We start from the raw sequence: 20855 nt of genomic DNA, 5'->3' as shown, positions 1-20855 counted from the left end.
ACCTTACAGGATGGTCCCCGACAGCTGATTAGTAATGGGCGGATCGCCAGCTTTGATTGCTGGTCCGCCGAGCTCAGACGCAGCCGCAAAACATGCGGCTGCCCCACCGCCTACCGGCGGCGGTTCTCTTATTTCGAGATCACTCCACAGGCGATGCGGTCTCCGGCATTTCCTGCTGGATCGGACTTCATGTCATCGGCTTTGGCGTGAATGATCAGAGCTGTGCCGCCATTGCTGAATACTGAGTGACTGTCGGTTCCGAGCGTCACATCGGAGTCTGTGACCGCTGTCTTCGCCGTGCCGGCGCTGGCTACATTGAAGTTTTTCATGTCGCCGGCGTGGTGGCCTTCGGGATTTTCCAAGCCATGCTTCTTGTTGTCGGGATTGAAGTGGCTGCCGGCTGATTTGAAGTCCGGCGGATCGCATTTCGCGTTCTGATGAATGTGAATGGCGTGCTCACCTGGCGGCAGATTTTTCAGATCGAGTTTGATCTTCACGCCTTTCTTTCCTGCCGATGATAGCGTTGCCGTGCCTACGTCCTCGCCTTGTGCGTTCTTCATCTGCACGGTTGCGCCTTTGTCTTTCGCGCTAGCCGCGATGGCTATTCCCGCAAAGACAATAACGAATGGCATGAGTTGATTCTTCATGTGTCGAACTCTCCTGTGCCCCGGAATTCTAAACCCAGGAGCGAACACGAAGGTCACAAAGGTAAAAAGAAGAGGTCACGAAGACTTTTTTGTGACCTTATCGTTTCTACCTTCGTGACCTTCGTGTTCGCTCCTGGGTTATCGTCTCTCACTTGCAGCAACGGCTGCTTTATTTCCAGGCGGCGCGGTGGGGATGGTGATATCGAGCGTCGTTACTTGTCCGAAGGCGGTGAGCGGTTTGTCGAACTCCTTCGGGTTTCCAACCACCAGTACGGCGAGTTTGCTTTTGTCGATGTACTTGCGGGCGACGCGGTTCACGTCTGCAGCTGTGACTTTTTCCACCGCATCGCGGAACCGTTCCAGGAAATCTTTAGGATAGCCGTACAGCTCGTAAGTCAATTGCTCACTCAGAACCTTGTCGGGCGAGTCGTAGGCGAAAATAAAACCGTTTAGGATCGAGTCTTTGGCTTGCTTCAGTTCGGCGTCAGTGGGCGGATTGCTGAGCAGATCATCGATCTGTTTGTAGAGTCCCTCGATCGCCTTCGCGGTCGAACCGCTCTTCGTGCCCATGTTGATGTCGATCAGACCCTTGTGGTTATAACTCGCGCCGATGCCACCGCCCACGGAATAAGCCAGAGCCTGCGTGGCACGGAGATTTTTGAATAACCGCGAAGAAAAGCCTCCGCCGAAGATTTCGTTCATCACGCGTACAGCGAAGTAGTCGGGATTGTCGCGGCGGATTCCCAGACCGATGAGGCTGATGTCGCTCTGGTTCACATCGTCCTTTTCGGCAAGATATACGCCGGGCTTTGGTCCCGGAACGGGAATTTGCGGCGGATTATATGGAGTACCTTTCGGCAACGATCCGAACGCCTGGCGCAGTCGACTTTCCATCTGTTTGGAGTCGAAATCGCCAACTACTCCGATGATGATGTTATTGGGCGCGAAGTGCTGTTTGTGCCAATTGACTAAGTCCTGCCGAGTGACCGCATCCACGGTCCAATACTCCATTTCGCGCGCATAAGGGCTTTGCGGACCATAGCCCAAAATGGCAGCTTCACGCCCGGCAATGCTGCCGACTTCGTCATTTCGGCGCGAAATGGCAGTCTTGATGCGGCCTTTTACAAGCTCGATCTTGTCTTCACGAAATGCGGGATGCTCCAGGAGATCAAGAAAGGCGGCGAATACCTGGTCGAGGTTCTGTTTCAAGCAGTTGAAGCTGAGCGAAGTGGTATCGATGCTTCCGCCTGCCTCTACCCGGGCGGCAATGGCTTCGAGTTCATCGTCGAGTTGATCGCCGGTTTTGCTGTCTGTGCCTCCGGTGCGCCAGGTGGAGGCGTAAATCGAAGTTAATCCCACCTTCGATGCCGGCTCGGAACTTGATCCGCCCTTTACCAGAGCAGTCGCGCTGATCAGCGGCAGCTCGTGATCCTCCTGCAGCATGATCACCATGCCGTTGGAGAGCTGAATGCGCGTGGGCTCCTGCGGCGTGAATTTGTGGAGAGGAGGGATGGGGATTTTTTGCCAAGGTTCCTGTTGAGCCGCGAGATAAGCCGTCGTCAACAGCGCGAAAAAGAGCAGGATCCATTTTGAAGCAGTAGTTACATTCGGGATTTTTGCGTGCATTCGGGATCTCGACTTCCGAAAACGAACGAAGATGGACGTGGAGCGTACAGTCCGACCGACAATTCTATCTGAGCAGAAGTGGAGCGGCGAGGCAGTACCCCAGAGACCTTCGCACCAAGTGAATGCGCCCCATGCGCCGGCTTAGAAGCTCAGCAGCTTAGAAGTTAAGCAGCTACTTTCGCAAACCACTTCCACTCCGCCCAGTCGCGAAACCAACCTTGAACCAGTTCGGTGATTTTCTTTTGTGGCAGGGTAGAGGGATTGAACGCGGCGTCAATCGTTTCCGACAATCGCATCCCATTTCGGAGCGAAGCCAGAATCCGAAAAGCTTCCGGCGTGACTCGTTTGAAATACACGAGGTAATCGACGCGATGGACGACTACAAAGACCGGCTTCGGTTTGGCATTACGCACGCGTTTAACGCGTGCGCGGCTGCGTCTCTCAGAGAAGGTATTGCTTGCTTCGTCAGACTCGTCTTCTGCTTCTTCTCGGATTTCGAGCAGCAATTTGTCAACCGGGTAGTTCAGATCGAGTAATTGAATGTGTGGCTGCAAGCGCAGCTTTGGATCTTCGGCGAGATGCGTGGCGTCATCGAGAGTGAGCGCTGGTTCTTCTGCGGCATCGAAGCACTCGGTGTCCGCCCATTCCAGGCGAACCATGTCGAGCGCTAGCTGTTCGTGGGGATGAATGTATTGCGGATTCCCGCGCAGCCACGATTCCAGGCGTGAGCCCAGATTGCGCAATGTAAAAGATCGCGATGGATTCGCAGTCAGATATGTCTGAACCAGCGCATCAAAGTTTTCGTCACCAACCACTGCACGTAAACCGACGAAATCGTCGTTGAGGCTGGAGATCAGTCGAAACCAATAAGAGCGGCTGTAGATCTCAAGCCGCTCGGTTGAACTCAAGCGATCGTTCGGTTTAATGATCGTTTCGGCAACCCGCTGCATCGATTCGCCGCTCGGTGTGCGATCCGCGATTCCTTCATCGGAATTGAGCGGCGTGTATAACGCTTCAGAAAAACGGCGCTGGAGTTCTGCCAGATTCATTCCGACACCGCCGCTAATACGGGAACATTCGATGGCACGTAGCGATTCGCTTTGAGCGCTTCCGCATGAACTTGATCGAAGGATGGAATGTGATCGTCCCATTCGAGCAATGTAGGAGTTGGGCCAGCGAGTTCGATTGCGCGCGCATATAACTTCCACACTGGATCGATCACCGGATGATCGTGTGTGTCGAGAATGTACTTCTCGTATTTTGAGTGACCGGCGATGTGAATCTGCGCAACACGCTCAATCGGAACGCTTTCAAGATAGGTAAACGGATCGAAGTTGTGGTTCTGCGACGAGACGTAGATATTGTTCACGTCGAGCAGAATGCCGCAGTCGGCGCGCTCGACCACTTCGTTCAAGAATTCCCATTCCGTCATTTCTGAGACGTGAAACTCGGCGTAGCTGCTCACGTTTTCGACCGCAATCGGCACCTCGAGAAAGTCGCGTGCTTCTTTAATTTTTTCAGCCGTCAGCTTCGCCGCTTCGAAGGTGTACGGCATCGGCAGCAGATCGTGGCTATATGTGCCGTCGACGCTGCCCCAGCACAGGTGATCGGAGAGCCACGGCGTTTTCGTCCGACGCACCAGCGCTTTGAGTCTCTTCAGATGCTCGCGATTCAGAGGCTCCGCCGAGCCGAAGTACATCGAGACGCCATGCTGGATAACCTGGTACTGCTCGAGAATCTGGTCGAGGATATGCAGCGGGCGTCCGCCGTCGATCATGTAATTCTCTGAGATGATCTCGAACCAGCCGACGACTGGCTTCTCACTCAGGATGTGGTTGTAATGAGGAATCCGGAGACCGATCCCGACCCCGAGATCTTTGAACGCGTTAAAGCGGTTGGACGACATTAGGAAACTGCGACCTCTACCTGAAGTGAGAGAGGGCCGAGTCCCAGAATAGCACTCGGCCCCGAGACTACTAAGGACCTATTACTACTCCGGCATCTTGGAGCCGTCAGTGGCACATCCACCGTTGCCCTTGCAAGAGTTCTTGCCTTTGCAGCCGTTGTCGCTGCTCTTGCAGCCGCCCTTGCCTTTACAAGAGTTTTGGCCTTTACAAGCATGTTTTTCTTTTACGTGCTTGGAGGCCTTTGTGCTCTTTTTTGTGCTCTTGTCGGTGCTGGTGCTGCCCGACTGGTCCTGCGCAAACATGCTCGCGCTGGTTCCTGCCACCATACCCGCCAGAGCCGCACTTGCGATCGCCAACTTTACTGACTTCGTCATGAGATTCTCCTAATTTTGTTTCTGGATTGGGGTTCCTACCACGGACATGAGCCTGCGCCTGGCCAGGATTAGCTCTCGACCCTGCGCTGAATTACGCACCCGGATGTGATTCCCTGCTGCGGAAAATGTGACAAGCTCTCCGCCGCTCGAGATCGAAGCCGCTCCGCACAGTGATGGAACAGACCGCCTCTGAATCGAGCCATTTCGGCCCACACAGCGACAAACTGTATGCACCTCTTTGTGGATGGGCGGCAATTCTAACCGCCACTTCTAGTGCGAGCAATAGCAAATTAGCCACTTGCGAAGACTTTGTCCCCACGTTTGGCCAACGCTGCTTCATGTACGGAGGCACATCGCGTCGCGGATTTAGGCGAGCTGGCGACGTAGCACATTCATCTCGGGAAAATGAGACTTCGTCCCAGCGAAACAAAACGGCGATGGCTTCGCCCCCCGCCCCTCGCCTCGAAGCCGACCTATTTCCCAGCCCAGAGAACTTCGACGGGATAGCGCCGGAAGACTTTGTCGGCGGTGAGCATAACCATTCCTTCGACACTGGCCTGCGCGATCAACATCCGATCAAATGGATCGTCGTGGAAATGCGGCAGAGAGCCAGTTGCGAAAGAGTGGTCGTGGGCAATTGGGAGTGATCTTATGCTGAAGTCGGCAAGCCGGCGGAGCACATATTGGGGTGGTGGTTCGGGTAAATCGAGTTTTCCGAGCGCCGACTTAATAGCAATTTCCCAAGAACTCGCGGACGAGAGATACACCTCTGCGCTTCGTTCCGCCAGCAACTCACGGACTTGAGGGTTCAGTCTTTGGACGAAGCCTGCCATCCAAAGAAAGATGGAAGTATCGAGCAAATACTTCAACGAGCTCTCTTTCGTTGCCGGCTATTTCCGAGAAATCCGTGGAGCACTGAATCGGGTAGGGGAGCATCGAAATCGTCTGCAATTCGAATCTTTCCATCATCGATACCCAGCGGACGATTCTTACCAGGTGGAACTACTGGGACCAGACGAGCCACCGCGACCCCACGGTTCGCAATCGTGATTTCCTCCCCATTCGCTACACGCTGCAGCAGTCGCGATAGATGAGTCTTCGCCTCGTGCACATTAACTTCGACCTCTTTCATAATGGCTCCGCTAACTGAATACTCCAATTATGACTAAGTCTAAAGACTAAGTCCACACGTTTTTTTGTGGTCATACGCCGGAATGGGTTCGTTGTGACAGGCAAACTCTGGTTCAGAAGCTTCCACCAACGGCCTGATAAATCAGCAATAGATTCAAGCCGATGATCACCGTGACGGTTATGTAAGCGAGGACATTCGTCGTTTTTCCGTTGGCGAGTTCGCCCATAATACTGGCTCGGCGTGTGAGTGCGATGAGCGGCACCAGAGCGAACGGAAGGGCGAAGCTCAAGGCAACCTGGGAGAGCAGGAGAATTTTGAGTGGATCAAGTTTGATGGCAATCACGATGAGCGCGGGAATCATCGTGATGAGTCGGCGGAGGAAGACGCTGAAGCGAATGTTGAGGAAACCTTCGATGATCACCTGGCCGGCCATGGTGCCAACCGTTGACGAAGATAGGCCTGAGAGCAGCAGCGCGAGCGCGAATGCTCCTGCGGATACTCGGCCGAGCAACGGAGCCAGCGTTTGATGCGCCTCTTCGATCGAGGTTACGTGTTTTCCTGATGCGAAGAACACGGCGGCTGCCATGACGATCATGGCTGTGTTGATTAGCCATGCACCGTTCATTGCAGCGAGAACATCGATGAGCTCGAATTGCAGATGGCGCAGGCGATGGATTCGCTGACCGGTTGGACAGCTTTCCGTCGCCTGCCTTGCACGATCCTGAACCAAGGCCGAATGCAGGTATACGACGTGCGGCATCACCGTTGCGCCTAACATCGCGACGGCGACATAAATGTTTTGAGAGCTGATCTCAGGCACCAGGATGTGGAATCCGACCTGTGCCCAATTTGGCTTTGCCAGGAACAGCTCAATTGCGTAGCACGCGGCGATGCCGAAGACGAACATCATGATGGCGACCTCGAGCTTGCGGAATCCATAGAGCTCGAGTGCCAAAATGAGAAAGACGCAAACCGCAGTCGCGAGAGCGGCTAGCATCAGGACTGTTGATTTATCGAAGCCGCGAGCGACGAGCGAAGGGCCAACCAGCAGATAAAAGCCCAGCGCCGCCCCGAGAAATTCGGCGAGGTCGGTTGCGAGCGCTGCTCCTTCAGCCGCGAACCACAAGAACAGGTTCATTCGACGAGAGAAGTTTTCGCGACAGCACTGAGGCAATGTGCGTCCGGTGGCAATGCCAAGCTTAGCCGCGAGGTATTGAATCAGGATCGCCATGGCATTCGACCACAACAAGACCCACAACAGTGAATATCCAAAGCGAGTGCCACCTTCGATGTTGGCGGCGAAGTTGCCTGGGTCTATATAGGCGATACTGGCGACAAATGCCGGACCGAAGTAGTACCAGAGCTCTCCGCTACGGAACGCGGGGAGCGCCTTGAAACGCAAGGTCCAGGTGCCCGGTTCGGAGGTAGGGGTAGTCCCAATGTCGTTGGCCACGGCAGAAACAGTCTGCAATTTGTGCAGAATGGATCAGTATAAACAGAGGCTCCTAACAGACGCTCATAGTGAGTGGCTCCGAAATCACCAGGGACCGGCTGGAGTGTACCGCGATAGGCCGGTTATATTGGTTTCATGAGAAGTATGCGGCTGCCCGTCACATTATTGGTGTTGTTAGGTTCTGCGCTGCTGCTGGCCCAGCAAGCGCCGCCCACTCAAGATCGAATTTCTGCCAAGCTTCGCGAGCTCTACCCCGCCAATGCTGACGCTCACAAGGAAATTGCTGAGGCGCTGCAGGCTGCCGCAAAAGACCACAAGCGCGTGCTTCTCGTCTTCGGAGCCAATTGGTGCTTCGACTGCTTTGCCCTGGATTATCGGTTCCATCAGCCCGACATCGAGCCGCTGGTTGATAAGAACTATCATGTTGTCCACGTCGACATCGGCGAGCGCGATAAGAACCTTGACATTGCGAAGAAATACGACACGCCAATTGAGGGCGTCCCGGTGGTAGCCGTCCTCTCAAGCCGGGGCAAGCTCCTGTACAGCCAGAAGACACATGAATTCTCCACAGCTAGGAGTCTGGATCCGCAGGTAATTGTTGAGTTCCTAAAGACTTGGAAGCCTTCGGCTTAGCCTAGTGCCTGCCGCCGGCGGATTCGCGAAGCAATGAGCGTCTCTCGAATTGGAAACCTGCGCGCCTTATTCGGGTGTCTAATGAGAGAGAGTGAGCCTTTCGAGAAACTTTTTCATCTCTCTCGCCGCGGTGGTGCTGGGGAACCTGATCTATTTCCTCATCATGCCCCACCTGCCGCCAGCGGCACAGCACCGCAGCAATCGGCTGCTACCCGACCTCGGACTGTTCATCGATTTTTGGATTTGCCTTGTCCTCTATGGGCTGATTGCCCTGCTGTTTCGTCCGCAACCAGGACGGCCACCCAGCGAACAGCGCCGCTAATTCGTCCCTATGTTTCTGAGGCAAATAGCTTAAAGCCGTATTAAATCGAACCCTCAATTGGCCCAAAATGGCGCAAAACTCTTGTCAATCCGCCGTAAATCGGGCCTAATGAGAGCGTTAGGCTTGCTCCTTTGGGTCCTTTCTGGTTTGGTCTGGTATCTCTCCTGGCAGCGATTCGGCCGGAATGGCCTTAAAAAATTGCGTGTAGCGCCACTATGCAGAAGATTGCCCTACTTTATGACGCCAGCCAGGCCGTCCTGTCTACTTTCGATTTGGACGAGGTTCTGGAGCAGATCCTCAGCATTGTCAGGGACTACTTCCACGTAACCAATTCCGCGGTGCTGATGCTGAATCCGAGCACGCGCGAGTTCTTCGTTCGCACCTCGATCGGCCGTCCCCAAAAGGAAGATCACATCAGCATTCCGCTTGGAAAAGGCATCATTGGCAGCGCTGCGGAGCTCAAGCGTCCTGTATATGCGCCGGATGTCAGTCAGGATTCGCGCTACATCGCCGGTTTCCCGACCACCAGGTCAGAGGTGGCTATTCCCTTGATGGTGCGCGACGAGGTTGCCGGGGTTCTCGACATCCAGAGCGAAAAGCTGGATGCATTCGATTCGGAAACCCTCGACCTCCTCACGCTGTTTTCTACGCAAGCCTCCATCGCTCTCGAAAATGCTCGCCTCTATACGCTCGAGCAACGGCGAACCAAGCAGCTGGAAGCGATCAACGCGATTGCGCGCCAGACGACCGCAGTGCTGAACCTTGATGAACTACTCACGAAGGTTTGCGATCTCGTCCTGGAAAAATTCGCCGTCGATCATGTTGTGGTCTCTCTGCTCGACGAAGATGATCATCTCAGCGTCCGCGCACACAAAGGAAAACTGACGCCGATCCTGCCGCAAGGCGCTGCGCTTCCGGTCGGTACCGGAATGGGAATGCGCGCCTTGGAACTGGGAAAAACCGTAGTAGAAAACGATGTTCGCTCGCTGCGCAGATATCTTGCGAGCTTTGTCGAGACACGCTCCGAGATGTGCGTTCCACTCATCTTCTTCGGCGAAAAGCTCGGAGTGCTGATGCTCGAAAGCGCTACTCCCGGCAACTTCACAGCCGAAGATGTGCCGCCGCTCGAGTCTGTAGCCGATATCTGCGCTGGCGCCATCAAGAATGCGCACTACTTCGAACAGGCGCAGCAGCTTGCTTACCGCGATGGACTCACCGGCATCTACAACCGGCGCTACTTCGAGATGCAGATCGCATCAGAAATCGAACGCGCTTCGCGTTACGACGGGCGGCTGGCGATCATCATGATCGATATCGACAATTTCAAGCGCCTTAACGACGAATTCGGACACCTGCTTGGTGATGAAGTGCTACGGCAGGTTTCTACTGTATTTGGCCAACAGCTTCGCAAAGTTGACGTTGTGTGCCGCTATGGTGGGGAGGAATTTGCCATTCTGGTACCGCAGACTTCCGGAAGCAACGCGATGGAAGTCGCAGAAAAGCTGCGACGTGTAGTTGCGGCATACCGGTTTCCCGGGGTGCCTGTGAAAGTGACGATCAGCGCCGGTGTGGCCGAGTATCCGTCAAACGGGAGCACGCGCGATGAACTCGTGGCTGCCGCAGATGCTGCTTTGTATGCATCGAAGGAAGGCGGACGTAACCGAGTTTCACCCGCTTCGGCGGCGCGTAAGACTACAGCCTAAAACCAGGAGCGAACACGGAGGACACGAAGGGCGCAAAGGAAAACAGAAACCATCGAGACCAGCGCAATTGTCTTTGACCTTCGTTTCCTTCGTGCCCTCCGTGTTCAATCTTTTGCAGTTCGTCCGAGAATCGTCGAACTGGGACGCAAGAACTCACGTAAATACCACCATGTACACAGTCGAATTGGATCAGGTCCGGAAGAGCTACGACAAATTTGTCGCGGTGAAGGACCTCTCTCTGAAGATCGAGCAAGGCAGCATCTTTGGCCTGCTTGGCCCGAATGGAGCCGGCAAGACCAGCACCATTCGCATGATGATCGGCATCACGGTTCCCGATTCCGGACAGGTTCGGATGTTCGGCGAGCCCTTCCGCCGCGAGCATCTCAAACGCGTCGGCTACCTGCCGGAAACCAGCGGCTTATATAAGAAGATGAAGGTCAGCGAGCAGTTGGTGCTTTTCGGCCAATTGCGCGGACTCTCCGCTTCTGACTCCCTGGCGCGCGCCAAACGATGGTGCGAACGCATGGACATCGCAGGCTGGATGGACAAGAAAACCGAAGAGCTCTCCAAGGGCATGCAGCAGAAGATGCAGTTCATCTCCACCCTGCTGCATGATCCCGAGTTCCTCATAATGGACGAACCCTTCTCCGGTCTCGATCCCGTGAATACAACGCTCCTCAAGGACGTTCTGCGCGAACTCAGCAAGGAGGGTCGCACAATCCTGTTTTCCACCCATCGCATGGACCAGGTCGAGAAGCTCTGCAGTTCGATCTGCCTCGTGAATCGCGGCGAAGCCGTGCTGCAAGGCAAGTTGAAGGAGATCAAAGGACGTTACGGACGCAGCAATGTACAGATCGAATACGAAGGCTCGGATGAGTTTCTGCGCGAAAACGGCCTCGTGCAATCGTTCAACAACTACGGCAATTACGTGGAAGTACGCATGGTTCCCGGCGCCGACTCACAAAAGCTTCTTCAGGCTGTTGCGCAGCGCTCGCGCGTAAACAAATTCGAACTGGTCGAGCCGTCGCTCGAAGATATCTTCATCGACACCGTGGGGAAGACCGATGCATAACACTTTGCTATTCGCTCGCCGGGAATATCTCGAAACCGTGCGCAAGAAATCGTTCATCGTCATGACGATTCTTCTGCCCGCAATGATGTTCGGCTTCACCGTGCTTCCCAGCATGATCGCCTCGAAGCATTCAGGCGAGATGCAGCACATCGTGATAGCTACCTCTGACGCGCAGTTCGCGAAGGATATCGGCGACCAATTCAGTAAGCCAGATGCCGAGAACACCTCGCGCCAGGGCAAAGCTTCGGACTCAGCAACCCGTAACTTTGATTTTCAGGTCGATACAAATGTGAGCGCGCAGGAAGAGGAAGCTCTCACGCAAAAGGTCAATTCACATGAAATCGACGGCTATCTTTGGGCGCCGCCGGAATCGCTGACCGCCCGCAAGTTCAGTTATCGCTCGCGAAATTCAGGCGACCTCGATACCGTAGGCACCTTGAGCAGCGCGGTTCGTCGCGCGTTGCTGCAGCAGTCTTTGAGAAAACATGGCGCAAGCGCTCAGGAAATCGAAGATGCACTGAAGCCAGTCGATGTGCAAGCGAAGAAGATCGAGAACGGTCGAGTGACTGAGTCCAGTGGAATGGGAACGTTCTTCTCAGTGATCCTGTTAATGATCCTGCTGTACGTGACCATTCTTATGTACAGCATGAGCGTGATGCGCTCTGTACTTGAAGAAAAGAACTCGCGCATCTTCGAGGTTCTGCTCTCCGCTGCAACTCCGAAAGAATTAATGGCAGGCAAAATTCTGGGCGCTGCAGCAGTTGGAATCACTCAGATCGCAATCTGGACCCTCGCAGCCACTCCGTTCGCGGCGCAGGCGATCAGCATCGGAGGCGAGCAGTTTCACCTGAATCTGAGCATCGCCAACATGGTGTTCTTTGGCGTGTTTTTCATTTTGGGATTCATCCTGTACTCGGCTCTGGCTGCGGCTTTGGGAGCGTCGGTGAACTCCGAGCAGGAAGCTCAGCAATTTCAGTTTGTCATCATGATGCCGATGATCGTCTCGGTAATCTTCATGACTCCTGTCATCCTTCAGCCGCACTCTACAATGGCGACGGTTCTATCGCTCATCCCGTTCTGCACGCCACTGCTGATGTACATCCGGATTCTCGTGGAAACCCCTCCCGTCTGGCAGATAGCTCTGAGTTTGGTGCTGCTGGTCGGGACCATCTACGCCATGCTCGCGATCTGCTCGCGCATCTATCGAGTGGGAATCCTCATGTACGGCAAGCGTCCGACACTGCCGGAAATTATGAAGTGGCTGAAGTACGCCTGAGAGAAGGCCATGTCGAGCAATGGACCAAGCCAATCGTGATCGCGGCTAGGCTCGAAGTGTCTCCATTCCCATTTTGCGATCGCGATCCCAGACTTCACCGCGGACCTGCCGGGAGATGCTCGGTAAGGTACCGTGCGAGCAAGTGATAGAGATGAACGGTAGTGCCCGGGCCTTCAAAGATGCCATGCGAGCGACCCGGATAAGTCATGAAGTCGAACGATTTCCCGAGCGCGATCAACTTATTCACCAGCAATTCCGTTCCCTGGTAATGAACATTGTCGTCGCCGGATCCGTGCACAATCAGCAGATGGCCCTTTAATCCTTCCGCGAGGTTAATCGCCGAGCCGCGCTTGTAGCCATCGACGTTGTTCTGCGGCAGACCCATGTAGCGTTCCTGGTAGATCGAGTCATAGAGGCGCTGGTCAGGCACCGGCGCGACCGCCATGCCAACCTTGTAAAGATCGGGCGAGCGAAACATCAGATTGAGAGTGTTGGTGCCGCCGCCGCTCCAACCCCATACGGCGGCGCGATCGAGATCGACGAAGCTGTCCATCTTGCCGAGCGAACGAAGAGCCTGCGCCTGCTGTTTGGACGAGAGAAACCCGACATCACCGTAGACGGCCTTCCGCCACGCACGGCCTCGTGGCGAGGGAGTCCCGGAATTGTCGAAGCTGACTACGAGGTATCCAAGCGACGCGATGTAGCGGTGAAATAGATTGCCGTTGCCACCCCAGCGGTCGAGCGTGGTCTGCCCGGCTGGTTCACCGTAGATGTTCACGAGCACCGGGTATTTCTTCGACGGATCAAAGTTGGGTGGCTTGATCATCCAGCCATCTACCGTCACACCATCGCCGGCATCGACTTTGAAGAACTCCACTCCGGTTGCGAGGAATTGCGCAATCTTCTTTTTGTATTCCGCGCTATCGCTGCTGACGCGCACGAGCTTGTGATCCGGCAGAGACACCAGTTCGCGCAGCCCAGGATCGTTCATGCTGGAGAAACTGTGGAAGGCGTACTTCCCGTCTGGGGAAATGCCGTAAGTATTCACGCCGACGAAGTTGCGCGGGGTGACACGCACCGGATCGGCCCTGCCGTCGAGCGGTGAGCGATAGAGATAACGCTGAGTCGCATTATCGGGAGAGGCGATGAAGTAAACCCATCCGCCCTTTTCGTCGACGCCTTCAATTCCCGCGGTGTCCATGGCTCCGCGCGTAACTAGCGTTTCATGCCCGCTGCGATCGATCGCCCAGACGTGCATCCATCCATCTTTTTCGCTGACGGCGAGGAACTGGCGGCCATCATGAATCGGCTGCGCCTCCGGCAATCCGCCAAAGCCGATAGTAATGAAGGCGTCATCGTGATCGCGCCACATCTGGTGGACGGTCCCCGAGCCGGCGTCGGCGAGAAGATAATTGTCGGTGTTCTGCAAGCGGTTGAGTTGCTGGATGAGGAGCGTGTCAGCATCGGCCCACTGCATGCGCGCTATGTAATTCTGGCGTGGGTCGCCTGGGACATTCATCCACTTCACCTCTCCATTGCCATCAGCATTCACGACGCCAACGCGCACGGCCGAATTCGTGGTCCCTGCCAGCGGATAAGGGACCTGCATCTCCACTGGATACGGGCCGGTCTGCGGATAGGGGATCTCAGTGACGATCTCGCGCTCTTTGCCCAGGTAATACATGAGCGCGAAATCTCCGACGCCGTGCAAGTCAAATTGCCAGAACGCAATTTGCTTGCCGTCCGGACTCCAGCGAAAGCAATCGTGCAGATCGAGTTCTTCTTCATTCACCCAGTCGGAGCCGCCATTGATGACAAGATCGGAGCCATCGTGAGTGAGGCGTTGAATGTTTCCGCTCGCGAGGTCTTCGACATAGATGTCGTTGTTCTTGATGTAGGCGACCTTGGTCGCCTCAGGATTAAACTTGGCATACATCAAGCTAGCCTCGGGTGCATCTCCACCCAGCTTTTTGAGCTTGCCCGTCGTGCGGTCGAGGAACCAGTAGTCTCCTCGAGAATTGGTGCGCCACACACGACGAGTATTCGTGAAGATCAGGACGCGTTGGTTGTCCTTCGACCAACTAAGAGCGGCGATCTCTAACGGCTCTTTTGCTCCCGCAGGAGTGAGCTGCGCGGCGGTGATCAGGGCATCGCGTTTTTTGCCCGTCGCCGTGTCGTACCTTATGACGTCATGCCCATGCTCCCCGGCCGCTGCTTCCGTCTCGATATACGATTGCCCGCCATCGAACCAGCGCGGCGGAGGCGACAAACGCTCTCTAAATTCCCCACTGAAGATGCGGGTGATCGTGTCCTTCGGCGCTTCAGAAGCCGGCGCAGCTTGCTGCCCGAAGGACACGGCAGACAACAGCAGGATTGAAATAAATACAAACCGCCGAACGACATGCAGGCACATGAGAAATTCTCCGAATGAATTGAAGGAGGATGGTACGGTACAGCGCCGAAGAATGCCAAACGTGACTTAGCGGCCTGGAGCCGGACAGACTATAAGGCACTCGATACGATCACAAGCATTCTCCAGCAAGTCCTCGCGGCGAATGGCGAAGCAAAACTCATGCGCGCGAACAATGCCTCCTGACAGCTGTAAAGAAAGCAGAAACGGTATAGATTATCTGCCCTGTGAAAAGCGCTTCAATCGTGATCATTGCATGCGGGATCTTGCGGCAGTTCGTTTTCGCTGCCGTGGCGGCAATCCCGGCGCTTTTCGCTGCGCAACTTCCTTCCCCTACGCTCGAATCTTCTCCGCGCTTTGAGTCAACGGCAAACGAGGTGACGCAGGTTTTTACGGTTCTGGACCAAAAAGGAAAACCTGTGGCGGGCCTGGAACGAAAAGACTTCATTTTGTCAGACGATGGCGAACAGGTAGATGAGCTGAGAGCATTCGAGCAGCAATCCGAGGTTCCCCTGCATACGGCGGTCGCAATCGATCTGAGCGGCTCAGTGCATGGAAGAGTGAAATACGAACTGGATGTAAGTACTCAATTTCTGAAGCGCGTTATCGGCGCTGGTGATGCCGGCTGGATTGTCGGTTTCAACTTTCGGCCGCACCTCGTGAGTGACTGGGCGCGAGCGCGCGACACGTTACTGGAGGTGATGCGTCGCGATCCGGCGGGTGGAACCGCCTTCTATGACACCGTCATATTTGCATGCAAGCGATTGGTCGATGCGAGTAATGATTCGCATCGACGCAATGTGCTGGTAGTGATCAGCGATGGTGAAGATAACAGCAGTCACTCGAGCTTCAACCAGTCGCTTGAGACTGCTTTGCGGTCTGGAGTCATCGTGCTGGTTGTTTACACCGGGTATTCCTCTCCCTCTCGTGAGCTTCGCAAGTTGGCGGAATTCAGCGGCGGCCAGCTCTTTCTTGCGGACACGAAAAGAGGTGTGCTGAAAGGGCTTTCACGAGCGGAAGAAGCGATACGTGCTCAGTATTTCGTAGCCTATCGTCCGGCGCATTTGATCCGCGATGGACGCTTTCGATCGGTTCGCATCCGCACTGTTCGCGGCGGCTTCAGAGTACGCTCCCGGCGCGGCTATTATGCTGATCCGCCCGGCCCGCTTAAATAGCTTCGTCAAACTCTTGTTTCGCCTTACTCTGGGGACTATCAGTAGTTCAGTCTGCAGGCTGCCACAATTCGATGGGATTTCCTTCAGGGTCATGCAGACGAGTGAAGCGCCCGATGTTCGGATAAGATTCCGGGTCTTTGACTTCAATCCCTGCTGTTCGTAGCTGGGCCACCATTTTGTCGAGATCATGCACTCGGAAGTTGACCATCCAGACTTTGTTGGCATCCCCGAAATACTTGCTCGTTTCGGGAAAAGGACTGAAAGCGGTCGGTCCGGCCTCCTGCTGCCAAACGGTTCCGCCTTCGCTGGTTGGCGTAAGCGCGATGCCCAAGTGCTGCTGGTACCACGCGCCCAACGCTTTGGGATCATGAGCGCGGAAGAACAACCCTCCAATTCCGGCGACTTTTTCCATTCCCGTTCCTCCCGATTCGTGTTTAACAGCGGCCTTTGCAAATGCACCTCCCGCTACCGCAGGGGGTTCTGAGGGCGGCGCAGGACTCGCTGGCTGTGTGACGTTTTGTGCCACCATGGCTAACTCTCTGTGGGGCAAAATCAAGCTGGACCCAAAAGCGTATGACAGGGCTTGAAGGAATTGTCGCCTTGGAAAGCTCATTCCATCCTCTTCCCAGCATTTTGTGCGAGTGGAGCAACGATACCTGCTGGGATGGAATTCTGGAAGCGTGGAATTTGAAGCGCCGAGCACCCGACCGTTTTATCCCGCCTGCGTGGCGCCGCAGTCCTGGATCAGCTCGGAATGTGGACCACGATGTCCATCTGGCACGGCACCGGTCTCTGCAGATACTTGGCTGGTATGTATTTGAACTGACGAACCGCCGCAAGCAGACGGTCCTCGATCTTCTGATCCGCAGCTCCATGTACGATCTTTGCTTCGGCGACACTGCCGGTAACATCAATTAACACTTCAATCTCCAGGTACTGCTCGAACCGGGGCGGCAGATCGGCGGCACTGATCAAAGGAATTTCGCCCTCTTTATGAATCGGTAGTTCGTAATCCTTGCTTCCAATGCCAAAGTTCAATCGGAACTTAAGCTGCTTCATCAGGCTCGCAGTGGTGCGCTGTGCCTCCTTACGGAGCGTCGCCATAGCTGATTCGGAAGATCCCATATTGGGATTGGCCGGCGCTGCTTTGTGCGGGCGCCTGATGCGGCGCCGCGCTGGAAGGAGCGCCGCGCCGGAGGAAGCTTGCGGCTGGAATACGATGGCTTCGTGAGAGACAGGTGAAGCTGCAACCATCACGTCGGTGACAAGAACGAACCGAGTGGTGTGTACAAACTCAAACCACAGCAGCAAGAGGCCAAGATGGAGAATTCCGGATAGCGACAGAGCCAGCCCAAATGGCGGCAACTTCTTCTGCCCGCGAAGGCAGGACTGCAACGTCGATCGGAACCAATGCGCCACTAGAAGCCTAACGAAGGAGGACGCGTGATACTCCGCGCCTTGCCATCCTGATTCTCAGGAATCAAGATACCTCAGAATTTCAGACCGGCAGCCAATGATTTCCGTAGTAAGTCGTGTACTCAGGGCTTGAATTTGACGTTCTCTCTCAGGCAGCGTACTTTCATCCTTCTTCATTGTTAATGCTGCCCAATAAACTCTCGGAGAACGATGAAATCTGCCATTTTGTTGGTCGTTTCGCTGCTGGTACTTGCCTTTTTCGCGCAACAGACAAAGTCAGAGCCTTTCGATGTGAAGGCGCACTCTCCCGCGTTCGCCACACCGGCGTCAAAACAGCAGGTGAAGCAGTGGCGCAGGCAGATCCGCCAGGCGCTCTTCGTTCCTGATCCGCTGCCGGAACTCAAGCCGGAAACACACGGTAGTTTTTCCCCAGTGCCGGGCGTAGTTGCCGAGCGCGTCAGCTACGGAACGGAATTCGGGATGAGAATTCCGGCAATCGTCTATCGACCGGAATCGTCAAAGAAGAAAATGCCCGGCATCGTCGTCGTCGATGGCCATGGCGGTGACAAGACAGCCTGGTACTCGTACTACACCGGTGTCCTCTACGCGCAGGCGGGCGCGGTGGTGGTCACGTATGATCCGATCGGCTCGGAAGAACGGAACGACGACCACGAACCGCTGTCGATCGAGCACGACAAGATCATCGAAATCCCCACGCTGCCGCAGCGCATGGGCGGGCTGATGATCACCGATGCGATGCAGGGCGTGTCGTACCTCCGCAGCCGTTCCGACGTGGACGGCCGACGCATCGCTGTTCTGGGTTTTTCCATGGGCTCGTTTGTCAGCGCGCTCACCGGCGCGGTCGATGAGCGCATACACGCGCTGGTGCTCACAGGTGGCGGCGATCTCGATGGCCCGGGTGGCTACTGGGATTCGAGCTACAAGGTGATGTGCCAGAGCGGTCCGTACAAGGCACTGAATTTTCTCGGGGACCGCGGCGCAGCCCTCTTCACGCTGAACGCGCGACGCGGTCCCACCTTCATTGTGAATGGTCTGGCAGACACCGTTGTCGATATTCCGCACCACGCGCAGGACTTCTTTCAGGATTTGCGCTCGCGAGTGGTGGCGATAAACGGCAGCGACAAGAACGTTTTCGAGACCGAATTCATTCCCGGAGCCGGGCACCGTCCCACATGGCTGGAGCGCGATACGGCGTTGTGGCTCGACCGGCAGCTATCATTCCCGAATTGGACCCGCGCCGAAATTGAGAAGAAGCCAATCATCTTGATCCGCGATTGGGCAGAGAAGACCGGCGTCCGGCTGAGCAAGAGCGCGGCCGCGTTGCGCGACGATCACGAGGGAGGTCTGCCAGCCTTACAGGCGAACGTGCCTGGTCTTTCGGCGGATCAGCTCGACGTGCTCCCGCGTGAGGACTGGCAGAAGGTGAAGGAAGACTTTGTGTATCCGTCCTGGGTCGCGCACGCCACGTCCGCGGCGCATGCTTCCGAACAATAGCCACCGCCGAATTCCGCGAACCGGCACGACGTCAAACATCGAGCTTTATCCACGCCGGCGCATGATCACTCGCGTTTACTTCCCCGCGGACCCACCGGTCCACACCGCCGGTGACGAGCCGCTTCGAAATTGTTGGCGAGAGCAGGAAGTGGTCGAGTCGCATGCCTTTGTCTTTTTGCCAGCGTTCAAATTTGTAGTCCCAAAACGTCCACAGTGGACCTCTTGGCTGTAAGCGCCGCAGAGCATCCGTCCATCCTTGTGACAGCAGTCGCGCAAAAGCCCGGCGGCTCTCAGGCTGGATTAAGGCATTGTGATCAAGGGAGCGCGTCGGATAGATATCCTGTGGCGTTGGCACCACGTTATAGTCGCCAGCCAGTATCACAGGCACGCCGGCTTTCATCAGTTCGGCGGCGTGCGTGATGAGACGTTCAAACCACGCCAGCTTGTAATCGAACTTCGGACCGGGCTGAGGATTGCCGTTCGGCAGATAGATGGAAGTGATCAACACTCCTTTGACGGCGGCCTCGATGTAGCGCGCCTGGTGATCGTCAGGGCTACCCGGCAAAGTCGAGCGCGTCAAGACAGGAGCGCAATCACGAGCAAGGATCGCCACCCCATTCCACGAGCGCTCTCCTCGCCAGACTGCTTCATACCCAAGAGCTTGCAATTTTTCTGCGGGAAAGGCGTCGTGCTCGGCTTTGAGCTCCTGCAGACAAACGACGTCCGGCTCCGCCTTCGACAACCACGTCGAAAGATTGTGAAAGCGTTTATTGATGTCGTTGATGTTGAAAGTGGCGACTTTCACGTGCGATGTGGCGCAGACAAAGCAATCGTCGCGCGACTCTTTGTTTTATCACTTGCATTGGTTGAATGCGGTTGTCCGGGATTCTTCCAGGAGTGATTCGTTTCCCCCGCGACATATAGTGAATTCGGCGGACACACAGACATCGTCGAATTAGTCTCTGTACGCTCCGTTCGAAAGCTGGAATCATGCCTGCAAATAAGAACATTTCTGGAATCACGGATCACAAGAAACAGCAAGCCGAAACCGACCGCTACTGGCGCGGTTTGTCGATTGGAGAACGATTCTCTGCTGTCTGGGATGTAAGCGAGGTCGCTTACGCATTTGCCGCCGCCCTCAATGGAAATCAGACGGCATCAAAGGCCGGAGGCCGGGAGGGCAACCACTCTGAAACTCCGTTGCACCTCGGGGAGATGATGCGGCGGTCAGGATGTCCCCGATTTCCGCTTCCCATTTTGATCCAAGCTACCTTCCGGAATCGCCGACGCTACGCACAGTGGCTGATTCTCGAAATCATTGTGATACGCGTAGATTGGCGAAGTGCGCGATCGTGTCGGTTCCAACCCATAAGGCTATCTTGCCTTGCTCCTGCTTCAGGTCGTTGATGATCAGGGCGGGTTGCGGCGCCCCCTGCACGTACAAGCGCGCCTTGTCACCGTGCGCTTCGATCTTCAGCTTGGTCCATTCTCCCGGCACGACGTCTGCATAGCTCTCGTATTTCTCCGGGAATTCTTTACGCAATCGAAACCAGGGGAAGTCCGGGTAAGAAATGTATTGGGTCGAATGGTTGCGTCGCACCTGGTCGTCGGCGCGCCCATTCGTCGGACGCAGGTAGAAGCAGTCGTACTTTGCAGCGTCCTTCGCGGGGTCAAGATTGACGCGGAAGGCCACACCGACGAATCCTCGCGCTGCCGTGTTCTTTGCCGCCGGATTGGGTTCACCCGTTAATTCGATTTCAATCGTGCCGTCCCGAAACTCAGTCTTATTTAAGATGACAAGTTGAATCCCGTCGGCAGCATCCGGCGGTGCGGCGTCAATCACGCGGAGCGCTTTACGTCCTTTGTACGTTATCCATTCCGTCTTCACATTGCGAGGCTGCTGCTCATCCAATCTGTCCAGCGGGACGGTCGTAGGCTTAACCGCAGCTTTGGGGCTGGGCGGTTGACCTAAACCTCCTATCGCGAGATATGCCAGCACTGCAATGGTGATGAGAGACTTTATGGCTAATGCTTGCTTGGGCAGACGCATATGTTCACCGTTTTCCCGATTCGGGAGAGAGTGGTACCTTTTAAATCCTGGGTTGTTGGCCTCATCTTCCGACATTGCTCTGTTCAGCGCTTTTCGCCAGCACGTAGAACCCCTTCGCGCGCGCGTCGTTTGCGATGCCCGCAA

20 protein-coding genes are annotated in these 20855 nt (G+C 55.5%); 8 read left to right on the top strand and 12 right to left on the bottom strand.

Annotated elements, in window-relative coordinates:
• Nucleotides 1–128: 128 nt before the first annotated feature.
• From VFU50_11265 to VFU50_11245, 5 genes are all read right to left on the bottom strand, one after another.
• A complete protein-coding gene (locus tag VFU50_11265) occupies nt 129–647 on the bottom strand; it encodes a superoxide dismutase family protein (protein HEU5233433.1) in 519 nt (172 codons plus the stop codon).
• Nucleotides 648–785: 138 nt separating this feature from the next.
• Nucleotides 786–2273, bottom strand: a complete 1488-nt coding sequence (locus tag VFU50_11260; protein HEU5233432.1) for a pitrilysin family protein — start codon at nt 2271–2273, stop codon at nt 786–788.
• 164 nt (nt 2274–2437) lie between these two features.
• Complete coding sequence (locus VFU50_11255) at nt 2438–3322, bottom strand: DNA-binding domain-containing protein (GenBank protein ID HEU5233431.1); 885 nt, start codon at nt 3320–3322, stop codon at nt 2438–2440.
• On the bottom strand, nt 3319–4179 hold the full coding sequence (locus VFU50_11250) for a DUF692 domain-containing protein (protein HEU5233430.1): 861 nt from the start codon (nt 4177–4179) through the stop codon (nt 3319–3321). The genes VFU50_11255 and VFU50_11250 overlap by 4 nt, the downstream gene beginning before the upstream one ends.
• 84 nt (nt 4180–4263) lie before the next feature.
• The gene (locus VFU50_11245; GenBank protein HEU5233429.1) at nt 4264–4554 is read right to left on the bottom strand and encodes a hypothetical protein; all 291 of its coding nucleotides are present in this window, start codon (nt 4552–4554) and stop codon (nt 4264–4266) included.
• A gap of 437 nt (nt 4555–4991) precedes the next feature.
• Between VFU50_11245 and VFU50_11240 the strand changes: the two genes are divergently transcribed.
• The gene (locus VFU50_11240; protein HEU5233428.1) at nt 4992–5201 is read left to right on the top strand and encodes a hypothetical protein; all 210 of its coding nucleotides are present in this window, start codon (nt 4992–4994) and stop codon (nt 5199–5201) included.
• Between the two features lie 218 nt (nt 5202–5419).
• Here VFU50_11240 and VFU50_11235 read toward each other — a convergent pair whose 3' ends face one another.
• On the bottom strand, nt 5420–5686 hold the full coding sequence (locus tag VFU50_11235) for a type II toxin-antitoxin system Phd/YefM family antitoxin (GenBank protein ID HEU5233427.1): 267 nt from the start codon (nt 5684–5686) through the stop codon (nt 5420–5422).
• A gap of 112 nt (nt 5687–5798) precedes the next feature.
• Nucleotides 5799–7139, bottom strand: coding sequence for an Nramp family divalent metal transporter (locus VFU50_11230; GenBank protein ID HEU5233426.1), 1341 nt, complete (start codon nt 7137–7139; stop codon nt 5799–5801).
• A 135-nt stretch (nt 7140–7274) separates the two neighbouring features.
• On the opposite strand from VFU50_11230, the gene VFU50_11225 reads away from it, so the two are divergent.
• The 5 genes from VFU50_11225 (at nt 7275) to VFU50_11205 (ending at nt 12145) form a co-directional block, all read left to right on the top strand.
• A complete protein-coding gene (locus VFU50_11225; GenBank protein HEU5233425.1) occupies nt 7275–7772 on the top strand; it encodes a thioredoxin family protein in 498 nt (165 codons plus the stop codon).
• 91 nt (nt 7773–7863) lie between these two features.
• A complete protein-coding gene (locus VFU50_11220) occupies nt 7864–8094 on the top strand; it encodes a hypothetical protein (GenBank protein HEU5233424.1) in 231 nt (76 codons plus the stop codon).
• Between the two features lie 215 nt (nt 8095–8309).
• Complete coding sequence (locus VFU50_11215) at nt 8310–9797, top strand: diguanylate cyclase (protein HEU5233423.1); 1488 nt, start codon at nt 8310–8312, stop codon at nt 9795–9797.
• A 169-nt stretch (nt 9798–9966) separates the two neighbouring features.
• The gene (locus VFU50_11210) at nt 9967–10869 is read left to right on the top strand and encodes an ATP-binding cassette domain-containing protein (protein HEU5233422.1); all 903 of its coding nucleotides are present in this window, start codon (nt 9967–9969) and stop codon (nt 10867–10869) included.
• Entirely contained in the window at nt 10862–12145 is a 1284-nt protein-coding gene (locus VFU50_11205; GenBank protein HEU5233421.1) for an ABC transporter permease, read from the top strand. Before VFU50_11210 ends, VFU50_11205 begins: the two co-directional genes overlap by 8 nt.
• Before the next feature lie 94 nt (nt 12146–12239).
• Here VFU50_11205 and VFU50_11200 read toward each other — a convergent pair whose 3' ends face one another.
• Nucleotides 12240–14501 carry a DPP IV N-terminal domain-containing protein gene (locus VFU50_11200; GenBank protein ID HEU5233420.1) on the bottom strand — a complete coding sequence of 754 codons (2262 nt, stop codon included), beginning with the start codon at nt 14499–14501 and terminating at the stop codon, nt 12240–12242.
• 281 nt (nt 14502–14782) lie between these two features.
• Between VFU50_11200 and VFU50_11195 the strand changes: the two genes are divergently transcribed.
• Complete coding sequence (locus VFU50_11195; GenBank protein ID HEU5233419.1) at nt 14783–15730, top strand: VWA domain-containing protein; 948 nt, start codon at nt 14783–14785, stop codon at nt 15728–15730.
• Nucleotides 15731–15776: 46 nt separating this feature from the next.
• Here VFU50_11195 and VFU50_11190 read toward each other — a convergent pair whose 3' ends face one another.
• Together VFU50_11190 and VFU50_11185 are read right to left on the bottom strand one after the other, a co-directional pair.
• Nucleotides 15777–16142: a VOC family protein gene (locus VFU50_11190; GenBank protein HEU5233418.1), complete on the bottom strand. Its 366-nt coding sequence runs from the start codon at nt 16140–16142 to the stop codon at nt 15777–15779.
• 332 nt (nt 16143–16474) lie between these two features.
• Nucleotides 16475–17125 carry a hypothetical protein gene (locus VFU50_11185; protein HEU5233417.1) on the bottom strand — a complete coding sequence of 217 codons (651 nt, stop codon included), beginning with the start codon at nt 17123–17125 and terminating at the stop codon, nt 16475–16477.
• Between the two features lie 231 nt (nt 17126–17356).
• On the opposite strand from VFU50_11185, the gene VFU50_11180 reads away from it, so the two are divergent.
• The gene (locus VFU50_11180; protein HEU5233416.1) at nt 17357–18661 is read left to right on the top strand and encodes a prolyl oligopeptidase family serine peptidase; all 1305 of its coding nucleotides are present in this window, start codon (nt 17357–17359) and stop codon (nt 18659–18661) included.
• Nucleotides 18662–18692: 31 nt separating this feature from the next.
• Here VFU50_11180 and VFU50_11175 read toward each other — a convergent pair whose 3' ends face one another.
• Together VFU50_11175 and VFU50_11170 are read right to left on the bottom strand one after the other, a co-directional pair.
• Nucleotides 18693–19466 carry an exodeoxyribonuclease III gene (locus VFU50_11175; GenBank protein HEU5233415.1) on the bottom strand — a complete coding sequence of 258 codons (774 nt, stop codon included), beginning with the start codon at nt 19464–19466 and terminating at the stop codon, nt 18693–18695.
• A gap of 510 nt (nt 19467–19976) precedes the next feature.
• The gene (locus tag VFU50_11170) at nt 19977–20711 is read right to left on the bottom strand and encodes a family 16 glycoside hydrolase (protein ID HEU5233414.1); all 735 of its coding nucleotides are present in this window, start codon (nt 20709–20711) and stop codon (nt 19977–19979) included.
• Nucleotides 20712–20855 lie beyond the last annotated feature (144 nt).

The organism is Terriglobales bacterium (assembly GCA_035764005.1).
Classification (GTDB): Bacteria; Acidobacteriota; Terriglobia; order Terriglobales; family Acidobacteriaceae; genus Gp1-AA112.
The sequence above is the reverse complement of the archived record's forward strand: the minus strand, read 5'-3'. Positions and strand labels throughout refer to the sequence as shown.